Genomic DNA, 10,389 nt, shown 5'->3' with positions numbered 1-10,389 from the left:
CGGCGGCCGCGATGCTGCTGGCCCCGGCCGTGGCCGAACTCCTGCTGCGCCGCTGCACGCGCCGGTTCGGCGGGGTCACCGGGGACGTGTTCGGCGCCCTCGCGGAGACGGCGGCGACCACCGCGCTCATCGTGCTGGCTCTCGGCCGTTAGGTTCCGCGCCCGTGCCCGGCGAACGCGCCGGAGGGACCCGTGGGCCCAGACCGTGGGGCAGCGTGCCCCAGGGGTGAGCGCCCGTGCCGGGCACCGCGCAGTGCACGGCGGCGCCCCGGGCGCGGGCGGCGCCGGCCGCGTCCGCGTCCGGCGGGACGCCGTACACCAGATGGCACACCGCCGCCCCGGCCGGCCGGGGGCCGGGCTGGGCGGGCGTGCGCAGGTAGGCGCTCCAGGGGCCCTCGAAGGTGACCTGGAGGTCGGCGAGTGGCGCGTACGCGGGGTGCGGCCGGGTGCCGTGGTTCAGCACGAGCGTGACGCAGCCGAGGGTGCGGGCGGCCGTGGTCAGCCGCTCGTAGTGCCGTGCCTCTCCGGCCCCGGACGCCACCTGGTCCAGGAAGGCGCCGTGGGTGCCGTACCAGGCGCGGTAGCGGCGCAGTTCGTCCTCGACGTCCTCGTACGGTCGTCCGCCGTAGCCGGTGTCGGCGTAGCCCAGCAGGGTCACGCCCGCCGTGCGCAGCCGGGCGGCGGTCTGGGCGAAGGCCGCGTCGGGGCGGTCGCCGGGGCCGCTGGCCGGGTTGAGGACGACGCCGTACAGGCGCGGGGCGGCCGCGAGGATCGCCGCCCACTCGGCGGGTCGGACGGAGGGGTGCTCGTAGTAGGGGACCAGCAGGGTGCCCGCCGGTGTGCTCGGAGGTGTGCCCATCGGTGTGCTCATCTGTGTCCCCGTCGGTGTGCTCATCTGTGTGCTCATCGGTGTGCGGTCACCCTTCCCAGCCGGACGCGGACGAGCGCGACCTGGGCGCCGGCCGCGCTCGCGTACACGGCGAGCGCCACGGTGTCGGGGCTGCCCGCGTGGGTGAGCAGGGCCAGGGTCTGGGCCACCGAGGCCGCGCAGCAGACGGCCGTCGCGCCGAGGACGGCGCCGAACGACTGGAGCAGGAGTCCGGTCCACAACACCACGCCGAGGGCGAGCAGGGACGTGAGCCGCGCGGCGGCCGGGGCGGGTGCGTGCGGCCAGGGCGCGGTGACGGCCAGGGTCAGGGTGAGCAGGGCGGCCAGGTAGGCGGTGAGGCAGCGGGCCAGCACGCGGGCCGTGGTCCGGCGGAACTGTCCGGGGGTACCGCTGGTGCGCAGGGCGGCGAGGCTGCCGCCGCGGAAGCGGTACAGCAGCCATTCGGCGGGGCCCATGCTGAGCGTGAGGGCCACGGCGGCCGGGGCGGCGAGCGCGCCGTGCCCGGCGCCGGCCAGGACGTCCCCGAGGGCGGCGTCGACCACCAGCACCCCGCTCGCGAGGCCGAACACGGCGTAGGGCAGGGAGGCGAGCGGCCGTGGCCCGGTGACCGGTGGCGCGGCCGTCCGGCCGGCCCGGCCGGAGGGCCACCATCGCGCCGGCGGGAGCGACTTGGCGTGCGCGGCGAGACGGGGGAGGGCGGCTCGCCAGCGGCGCGGTGCGGTCAGGACCGGGGCGGCCTCCAGCAGGCCGAGGACCGCGACGGCGGCGAGCGAGCCCAGCAGCAGCACCAGACGGACGGGGGCGGGCAGCGGGTGGGCGAGGGTCAGGAGGCCGCCCGCGGTCATCGGCAGCAGCGCGGCGAGCAGCGTCTGCTCACGGCCCATCACCAGCAGGACACCGGACGCGCCGAAGTAGCAGGACTGCCCGGCGGCGAAGGCGACGGCCGCCGGACGGCCGGGGCCCGCGACGGCGAGCGCCACCAGTGTGCCCAGCAGCATGCCGACGGGGGCGCCGACCAGGAGGCAGCGGCGGGCCGCCGGGCGGTCGCCGAGACCCAGCCATGCGTAGGCGCGGTGGGCGAGCCCCTGGTTCCAGGCCCAGCCGCACAGGGCGCCGGCCAGCAGGGTACGGGTGCCGGCGGGCAGACCGAGGGCCTCGTGCGGGCCGGCGAGCAGCGGGTCGCCCAGCACGTAGGCGAAGCCCGGCAGGGCGAAGACCAGCCCGCGCAGCAGGCAGCCGAGCAGCCCGGTCCGCCAGGGGTCGGGCGGTTCGCCGTCCGGCTCGGGGTGGCGGCGCGGGGTGCGGGCGTACAGCTCCTCGGCGAGCGCGAAGGAGTTCTCGACGCCGTAGCGCTCGCGGATCTGGTCGTCGGACAGGCCGTCGGACTCCAGCAGGGCGGCTATCTCGTCCGGGTGGACGGCGGCCGCCACGGACTCGTCCCAGTCGGCGGCGAGTTCGTCGATCGGATCGCGCCGCGCCCAGCCGGGGCTGCGGCGCGCGCCCGGGACGCCGGGCAGCACACGGACGTCGTCGCTCACCAGTCGGTCCCGTCCGTCGCCACCGCCGCGTACCAGGGGTCGCGCAGCTCCTCGGTCCAGTCGGCGACCGTCTCGACGGTGGGCTCGTACACCTGGGGAAGGCCGGCGAGTTCCTGGTAGATGGTGCGGAAGTTGTCGACCGAGCGGCGCAGCGTGAACCGGTCGATCACCCGCTGGCGGGCCGACTCCCCCAGCCGCAGCCGCCGTCCGTCGTCGCGGAGCAGGGTCAGCGCGGCCGCCGCCATCTTCTCCGGCTCGCGCGGCGGGACCACCAGGCCGGTGTCCCCCACCGCCTCGCGGACCCCGCCGACGTCCGTGGAGACGGTGGTGCGGCCGCACGACATGGCCTCGATGATGGAGAACGGGAAGCCCTCGGAGATGGACGACAGCATCACGAGGTGCCCGGCCGCGTAGGCGCGCCAGACCTCGCTGATGCGGCCCTCGAAGGTGAGGCCGTCGGCGATGCCGAGTTCCGCGGCGAGCTTCTCCAGGCGGGTGCGGTAGGCCTCGCCGCCGGCCGGGACCGGGCCGAACAACCGGAGCCTGGTCTCGGGGAGTTCGGCGCGGACCAGGGCGTAGGCGCGCAGCAGGGTCTCCAGGTCCTTGATGGGGTCGACCCGGCCGCACCAGGTGAGCGTGGGCGTGTCGGGTTCGGGCCCGGCGTGCGGGAAGGCGTGCGGGTCGACGCCGTTGTAGACCGTGCGGATCCGGTCGGCGTCGGCGCCGCCGCGTTCCTCCCAGCGCCGGTTGTACCGGTTGCAGGGGGTGATGAGGTCGGCGGCCCGGTAGCCGAGCGAGTTCAGCTCGCGGTAGAAGCCGAGCAGGAACGCCTTGACGGGCCAGCGGTGCCGGTCGGCGCGCTGTCCCAGGTAGCGCTCGCGCAGGTAGATGCCGTGCTCGGTGAGCAGGAACGGCACTCCGTCGAGCCGGTGCGCGGCGAGTGCGGGCAGGGTCGCGAGGCCGCTGCTGACGGCGTGCGCCACCGAGTCCGTGTCGATCCGCACGCCGAGCGGGCGCAGGGCGTGTTCCAGCAGGTCGGTGGCGGTCAGCGCGTCGTGCAGGGTGGGCCGGGCGGCCGCGGTCGGCAGGTGCGGCATCGTCCAGATCCACTGCAGCGAGCGCAGCGCGGTCTCGGTGCGCAGGGCCGGCGAGAGCCATCCGTCGCGGGCGAGGACGGCGAGGTCGTACAGCGCCTCCCCGAAGTCGCAGCGTGCCTCTGGGTCGAGGAAGGACAGCAGGAGCCGCTCGTAGGCGTCGGTGAAGCGGCGCCGGGCCCGGCCGCGGGGGGCGTGGGTCCGGCCGGGGCGCGGGCCCCAGGTGGGCACGGTGGTGTGCCGGCCCACGTTCGGCGGCAGTTCCCAGGTCACGGGTTCCCGGCCGGTGCCGGTGATGGAGACGACGTGGAAGGTCACCTCCGGCATGCCCTTGACGAGCTGGTCGCACCAGGTGCTGACGCCGCCGTGGACATGCGGATAGGTGCCTTCGGTGAGCATGGTTGTCTTGCGGCCGGTACGCATCGCTGCGCGGTTCCCCCCACTTTTCACGGATGCCGTGCGGGGAACCGCGGGCCGGCCGCCGGCTCGGGGTCCGGTGGGGCCGGGCGCGCGGTTCTCCGCCGTACGGCTGCCTCGGCGTCGGCTACGGCAGCTTGAGCGTGAGCGCGGACTGCAGGGCGGCCGGTGCCGCCCAGGCCGAGCGCTGACCGGCGTAGGCCGTGCCGAACGCGGTCGCGCCGAGCAGTTGCTGCTGCTTGGTGCCCTCGGGTGCCGTCACCGGGATCTGGGTGCCGGACGGCGCGTTGACCGTGACGGTGTTGCCGATCCGGTAGGCGGTGACCTTGCCGCCGTCCAGCGCGGTCTGCCACTTGGCCCGGTTCTGCAGCTCGGCGCCGATGGCGCTCTGGCGCAGGTTCACGATCGGGGCGCTGTCCGCGAACAGCGCCCGGTAGTCGGCGAGCACCCGCTCCAGGACCGGGTAGAGCAGGCGGTCCTCGGCGAGGTTCGACTGGTGCGCGTAGTGCGGGCGCGGGTCGTTGCCCAGCACGTGCCCGAGGTCGGTGTGGGCCTCGGCGGGCACGATGGTGTCGGTGTAGCCGGTGGCCGTGTCCAGCGGCCGGGGCAGGCAGGTCGAGGTCGGGTTGTTCTCGCAGATCCCGCTGCCACCGTCCGCCTTGGACGTGTAGATCCAGTTGTACTCGTCGGCCATCTCGGCCTTGGTGCCGACGTTGTAGTACACGTTCATCGGGTGGCGCGGCACGGTGAGGGTGCTGCTGCCGACGGCCCGCTGCTCGGACTCGCGGGAGTTGTCGGAGGCGGTCCACTTCACGCCGTTGGCGGCGAGCGCCGGGCCCAGGTCGGGGTTGTCCTGGGGCTGCTGGGGCAGCGTCTTCAGACCGGAGTGCTCCCCGGTGACCAGCTCGGTGCGGTCGACCGGCAGCCCGTGCCGCAGGGCCCAGTCGTAGTCGTTGGAGATCTCCCCGGAGATGTCCGGGCGGCTCACCCACTTGGTGGAACCGTCGGCGTTCTTCGCACAGCTCCACGGCACGGTCGAGGTGTCCTGCACACAGCCGAGGAACAGGTGGGTGTACGTGTGGTTCACCCACCGGTACCTGGCCTTGTCCCGCAGCAGCTGGTCGGTCAGCGCGTCGGTGCCGCCGTTCTCGCTCTTCCACTCCTCGCCGGCGCCCGCGTTGAACACCATGTCGAGGGTGAAGCCGTGGCTCTGCTCCCAGGAGGCCGCGTACTGGGCGTCGGCCGCCGTCATGCGGATCGGGGTCTCGGTGTCGGTGCCGCCGCCCGCGCAGTCGATGTCGCCGGGGGTGCAGTCGCGCGCGCTGTCCCAGCGGGCGTCCGGCGCGAAGACGTCGTCCACGTGGACGGCGAAGTAGTTGCGGACCTGGCCGAGGTGGACGCCCTGGGTCAGCCATTCGACGATGCCGCGGGCGAGCACCCGGAACTGCTGCTGGTACTGGTTGTAGGCGAAGGTCACCACCAGCTCGCGGCGCCCGTCGTGGGCGTACTCGCCGAGCAGGCTGCCGTTGCCGGTGCCGCCCGGCACGGGGACGTCGACGTAGCTGGTGAAGCCGGTGCGGGGCTGGGCGAGGAAGCCGTAGCTCTCGTCCACCGACGGGGAGTTGTCCTCGAAGGAGAAGGCTCCCTTCAGGTAGCCGAAGGGGCCCGCGCGGCCTGCCGTGGTCACGGTGGCGGTCCGCCCGTCGAGGCTCCCGGCGTAGCCGTTGCTGTCGGTGTAGTCCAGGCCGACCTCGGGGTGGGCCCAGGTGTAGGCGTCGACCTGGGGAATGCCGTACGTCCGCTCGTACGACTCCAGGGCCGTCTGCTCGGCCGAGCCCGCCCCGAAGGGCGCCTCGTTGGGCAGCACCACGCCCTGGAACTTCGCCCGCGGGCGCCCGTTGACCGTGTCGCTCAGAAAGGTGTCGCTGATGGTGGGGCGAGCGGAGTCGTCCAGGTCGACGGTGGTGTACGGGACCCCCTCGCTCTTCAGTTGTGCGGTGATCGCGCCGACGGGGCTTCCGCCGTCGTCGACCACGAGGACCCGCAGGTCGATGCGCGGATCGGTGGCGGCCGAGGCGGCCGGGGCGGTGAGCCCCAGAGTGACCAGCCCCGCGGCCGTCGCCGTCACGGTCGCCGCTCTCCAGCGGCGCGCGCGGTGTGCCATGGCAGTTCCTTCCCCCCAGAAGATCCTCTGTGGTGAATTGGCGGAGGATCAGTGGAAATCATGCGAATCGGTGGGCGATAGGCCCACCGGAACCCGATGAGTGTGGCTCAGGCCGCAGGGGCCCCGGGGCGATAAATGGCCACGACGCCACGGACAGGTGAACACCCGCAGGCATGAGCGAACGCGGGTACGCGCGTAGTCTCGTCCCGGGTGTTCGCCGACAGGGTGAAGGCCCCGGTTGTCCCCTGCCCACAGTCCTGGACCTAGGGTCGGCTCTCGGGCCCGGTCGACCCACCCCTCATCGGCCACAGCAACTTCACATCGGAAGCGAGATTTCACCACCGTGACTGCTCTTACTCTCAGCACCGCCGCGGCGCCCGGCCTGCGGGCCGACGCGATCGTGATCGGTGTCGCCAAGAGCGCTGCGTCTAGGTCTGGGGACCTGGTCGTCGCCCCCGGCGCCGAGGCCGTGGACAAGGCATACGACGGCAAGCTGGCCGGCGTCCTGGAGACCCTCGGCGCCTCGGGTGCCGAGGGCGAGCTGACGAAGCTGCCCGCCCCGGCCGGCTTCAAGGCGCCGCTCGTGGTGGCGGTGGGCCTGGGCGCGCAGCCCGAGAAGGACGCCGGGTACGACGCCGAGGCGCTGCGCCGGGCCGCCGGCGTGGCCGCCCGTGCCCTCGCCGGCTGCCGCAAGGCCGCGTTCGCGCTGCCGGTCGACAGCCCCGGCGCCGTCGGCGCGATCGGCGAGGGCGTCCTGCTCGGCGCCTACGCGTTCGACACCTACAAGGACGGCGCGAAGGACGCGAAGGCCAAGAACGGCAAGGCCCCGCTCGGCGAGGCCACGCTGCTCGGCGGCAAGCCGCGCGACGCCGCCCACAAGGGTGCCGTGGCCCGGGCCGTGGCGATCGGCGAGGAGCTGAACCGCGCCCGCGACCTGATCAACATGCCGCCGAACGACCTGACCCCGCAGGCCTTCGCCGGCGTGGCCCAGGCCGCCGCCAAGGAACACGGCATCAAGATCCAGGTGCTCGACGACAAGGCCCTGGTCAAGGGCGGCTACGGCGGCCTGCTCGGCGTCGGCGGCGGTTCCGCGGCGACCCCGCGCCTGGTCAAGCTGTCGTACTCGCACCCGAAGGCGGACAAGCACCTCGCCTTCGTCGGCAAGGGCATCACCTACGACTCGGGCGGCATCTCGCTGAAGCCGGCCGGTCACAACGAGACGATGAAGTGCGACATGAGCGGTGCCGCCGCCGTGTTCGCCGCGGTGGTCGCCGCCTCCCGTCTCGACCTGCGGGTCAACGTCACCGGCTGGCTGGCGCTGGCCGAGAACATGCCGTCCGGCTCCGCGGTGCGCCCCGGCGACGTGCTGCGCATGTACAGCGGCAAGACCGTCGAGGTGCTCAACACCGACGCCGAGGGCCGGCTGGTGCTCGCCGACGCGCTGTGGGCGGCCTCGCAGGAGAAGCCGGACGCGATCGTGGACGTGGCCACCCTCACCGGCGCGATGATGCTGGCGCTGGGCAGCCGCACCTTCGGGATCATGGCCAACGACGACTCCTTCCGCACCGCGGTGTACGAGGCCGCGGAGGAGGTCGGCGAGCCCGCGTGGCCGATGCCGCTGCCGGAGCACCTGCGCAAGGGCATGGACTCCACCGTCGCCGACATCGCGAACATGGGCGAGCGGATGGGCGGTGGCCTGGTCGCCGGTCTCTTCCTGCGCGAGTTCGTGGGCGAGGGCATCACCTGGGCGCACCTCGACATCGCCGGTCCGGCGTTCAACGAGGGCGGCCCGTTCGGCTACACGCCGAAGGGCGGCACCGGTTCCGCCGTGCGCACGCTGGTCCGGCTCGCCGAGCTGACCGCGGCGGGCGACCTGGGCTGACCCCCCCGGCCCCGCCGCTCGCCCGGCGGGCCACGACAGGGGCGCGAGGAGCTGTTCACGCAGCTCTTTGCGCCCCTGCGCCGTGCTCGCCTTCGTTTCGGGGGTACGTGGGGTGTCTCACACTCAGGCCCCGCGTCTCGTACGCCTCGAACAAGTGCAAAGATGGAGCCCGGCAGGACAGGGCCCCCACCGAAGGGCCGAAGCATCAAGCGGCCGGACACCAGCCGCCCGCCGGTCACTGGAGATCGGCGCAAGGCGCACATGCATGGAGGACGTGACGTGGCGAACGACGCCAGCACCGTTTTCGACCTAGTGATCCTCGGCGGTGGTAGCGGTGGTTACGCCGCGGCCCTGCGCGGGGCGCAGCTGGGCCTTGACGTCGCCCTGATCGAGAAGGACAAGGTCGGCGGCACCTGCCTGCACCGGGGATGCATCCCCACCAAGGCCCTGCTGCACGCCGGCGAGGTCGCCGACCAGGCCCGCGAGAGCGAGCAGTTCGGCGTCAAGGCCACCTTCGAGGGCATCGACATCGCGGGTGTCCACAAGTACAAGGACGGCGTGATCTCCGGCCTGTACAAGGGCCTGCAGGGTCTCGTCGCCTCCCGCAAGGTGACGTACATCGAGGGTGAGGGCCGGCTGTCCTCCCCCACCTCCGTCGACGTGAACGGCCGGCGCGTCCAGGGCCGCCACGTCCTGCTGGCGACCGGCTCCGTGCCGAAGTCGCTGCCGGGCCTGGAGATCGACGGCAACCGCATCATCTCCTCCGACCACGCCCTCGTCCTGGACCGCGTGCCGAAGTCCGCGATCATCCTGGGCGGCGGTGTCATCGGCGTCGAGTTCGCCTCGGCGTGGAAGTCCTTCGGCGCGGACGTCACGGTCGTCGAGGGCCTGAAGCACCTCGTCCCGGTCGAGGACGAGAACAGCTCGAAGCTCCTGGAGCGCGCGTTCCGCAAGCGCGGGATCAAGTTCAACCTCGGCACCTTCTTCCAGAAGGCCGAGTACACCCAGGACGGCGTCAAGGTCACCCTCGCCGACGGCAAGGAGTTCGAGGCCGAGGTCCTGCTCGTCGCCGTCGGCCGCGGCCCGGTCTCCCAGGGCCTCGGCTACGAGGAGCAGGGTGTCGCCATGGACCGCGGCTACGTCCTGGTCGACGAGTACATGCGCACCAACGTTCCGACCATCTCCGCCGTCGGCGACCTCGTCCCGACGCTCCAGCTCGCGCACGTCGGCTTCGCCGAGGGCATCCTGGTGGCGGAGCGTCTGGCCGGTCTGAAGACCGTCCCGATCGACTACGACGGTGTCCCGCGGGTGACGTACTGCCACCCGGAGGTCGCCTCCGTCGGCATCACCGAGGCCAAGGCCAAGGAGATCTACGGCGCGGACAAGGTCGTCGCTCTGAAGTACAACCTTGCGGGCAACGGAAAGAGCAAGATCCTCAACACCGCGGGCGAGATCAAGCTCGTCCAGGTGAAGGACGGTGCAGTGGTCGGCGTCCACATGGTCGGCGACCGCATGGGCGAGCAGGTCGGCGAGGCCCAGCTGATCTACAACTGGGAAGCGCTGCCGGCCGAGGTCGCCCAGCTCATCCACGCCCACCCGACGCAGAACGAGGCGCTCGGCGAGGCACACCTGGCGCTGGCCGGCAAGCCGCTGCACTCCCACGACTGACCTTCGGTCAACGGGCGCGACGACACAGACTTCCGCAATTCGTAAGGAGCAACCGAAACCATGGCGGTTTCCGTAACCCTTCCGGCGCTCGGCGAGAGCGTCACCGAGGGCACTGTCACCCGCTGGCTGAAGGCCGAGGGCGAGCGCGTCGAGGCCGACGAGCCGCTGCTCGAGGTCTCGACCGACAAGGTCGACACCGAGATCCCCTCGCCCGCCGCCGGTGTGCTGGCCTCCATCAAGGTCGCCGAGGACGAGACCGTCGAGGTCGGCGCCGAGCTGGCCGTGATCGACGACGGTACGGGCGCGCCCGCTGCCGCTCCGGCCCCCGCCGCCGCCGAGGCCCCGGCTCCGGCCGCCCCGGCGGCCGAGGCCGCCCCCGCCCCGGCTCCGGCCCCCGAGGCCCCCGCCGCGCCGGCCGCCCCGGCCGGTGGCGCCGAGGGCACGGACGTGGTCCTGCCCGCGCTCGGTGAGTCCGTCACCGAGGGCACCGTCACCCGCTGGCTGAAGTCGGTCGGCGACTCCGTCGAGGCCGACGAGCCGCTGCTCGAGGTCTCCACGGACAAGGTCGACACCGAGATCCCGGCGCCCACCTCCGGTGTGCTGCTCGAGATCGTGGTGGGCGAGGACGAGACCGCCGAGGTCGGCGCCAAGCTCGCCGTCATCGGTGCCCCCGGCGCCGCCCCGGCCGCCGCTCCGGCTCCGGCCGCCCCGGCCCCGGCCGCGGCTGCTGCCCCGGCG

8 protein-coding genes are annotated in these 10,389 nt (G+C 73.3%); 4 read left to right on the top strand and 4 right to left on the bottom strand.

Features of this window, described 5'->3' with window-relative positions:
• The first annotated feature begins 11 nt into the window (after positions 1-11).
• Positions 12-152, top strand: coding sequence for an adenosylcobinamide-GDP ribazoletransferase (locus PV343_RS39850; RefSeq protein WP_319151949.1), 141 nt, complete (start codon positions 12-14; stop codon positions 150-152).
• On the opposite strand, the gene PV343_RS39845 is transcribed toward PV343_RS39850, so the two are convergent.
• The 4 genes from PV343_RS39845 to PV343_RS39830 all read right to left on the bottom strand — a co-directional run bounded on the left by PV343_RS39845 (position 127) and on the right by PV343_RS39830 (position 6,101).
• A complete protein-coding gene (locus PV343_RS39845; protein ID WP_319151948.1) occupies positions 127-870 on the bottom strand; it encodes a spherulation-specific family 4 protein in 744 nt (247 codons plus the stop codon). The genes PV343_RS39850 and PV343_RS39845 overlap by 26 nt on opposite strands.
• A 32-nt stretch (positions 871-902) precedes the next feature.
• Positions 903-2,426, bottom strand: coding sequence for a hypothetical protein (locus PV343_RS39840; protein ID WP_319151947.1), 1,524 nt, complete (start codon positions 2,424-2,426; stop codon positions 903-905).
• Positions 2,423-3,943 carry a GT4 family glycosyltransferase PelF gene (gene pelF, locus PV343_RS39835; protein ID WP_319151946.1) on the bottom strand — a complete coding sequence of 507 codons (1,521 nt, stop codon included), beginning with the start codon at positions 3,941-3,943 and terminating at the stop codon, positions 2,423-2,425. The genes PV343_RS39840 and pelF overlap by 4 nt, the downstream gene beginning before the upstream one ends.
• Positions 3,944-4,064: 121 nt before the next feature.
• Positions 4,065-6,101 (bottom strand): hypothetical protein, encoded by a 2,037-nt coding sequence (locus PV343_RS39830; RefSeq protein ID WP_319151945.1) that lies wholly within the window; start codon positions 6,099-6,101, stop codon positions 4,065-4,067.
• 343 nt (positions 6,102-6,444) lie between these two features.
• On the opposite strand from PV343_RS39830, the gene PV343_RS39825 reads away from it, so the two are divergent.
• The 3 genes from PV343_RS39825 to PV343_RS39815 all read left to right on the top strand — a co-directional run.
• On the top strand, positions 6,445-7,983 hold the full coding sequence (locus PV343_RS39825) for a leucyl aminopeptidase (RefSeq protein WP_319151944.1): 1,539 nt from the start codon (positions 6,445-6,447) through the stop codon (positions 7,981-7,983).
• A 279-nt stretch (positions 7,984-8,262) separates the two neighbouring features.
• Positions 8,263-9,651, top strand: coding sequence for a dihydrolipoyl dehydrogenase (gene lpdA, locus PV343_RS39820; RefSeq protein WP_319151942.1), 1,389 nt, complete (start codon positions 8,263-8,265; stop codon positions 9,649-9,651).
• Positions 9,652-9,711: 60 nt separating this feature from the next.
• Positions 9,712-10,389: biotin/lipoyl-containing protein (locus PV343_RS39815; RefSeq protein ID WP_319151940.1), on the top strand; the 678-nt coding region annotated here is incomplete at its 3' end.

Origin of the sequence: Streptomyces sp. WI03-4A (assembly GCF_033792105.1) — a bacterium.
Classification (GTDB): Bacteria; Actinomycetota; Actinomycetes; order Streptomycetales; family Streptomycetaceae; genus Streptomyces; species Streptomyces collinus_A.
The sequence above is the reverse complement of the archived record's forward strand: the minus strand, read 5'-3'. Positions and strand labels throughout refer to the sequence as shown.

What these genes read in the sequence shown, in the direction of transcription:
- PV343_RS39830 (WP_319151945.1), bottom strand. Translation starts at nt 6,101, where the DNA reads ATGGCACACCGCGCGCGCCGCTGGAGAGCGGCGACCGTGACGGCGACG.
- PV343_RS39850 (WP_319151949.1), top strand. Translation starts at nt 12, where the DNA reads ATGCTGCTGGCCCCGGCCGTGGCCGAACTCCTGCTGCGCCGCTGCACG.
- pelF (WP_319151946.1), bottom strand. Translation starts at nt 3,943, where the DNA reads ATGCGTACCGGCCGCAAGACAACCATGCTCACCGAAGGCACCTATCCG.
- PV343_RS39845 (WP_319151948.1), bottom strand. Translation starts at nt 870, where the DNA reads ATGAGCACACCGATGGGCACACCTCCGAGCACACCGGCGGGCACCCTG.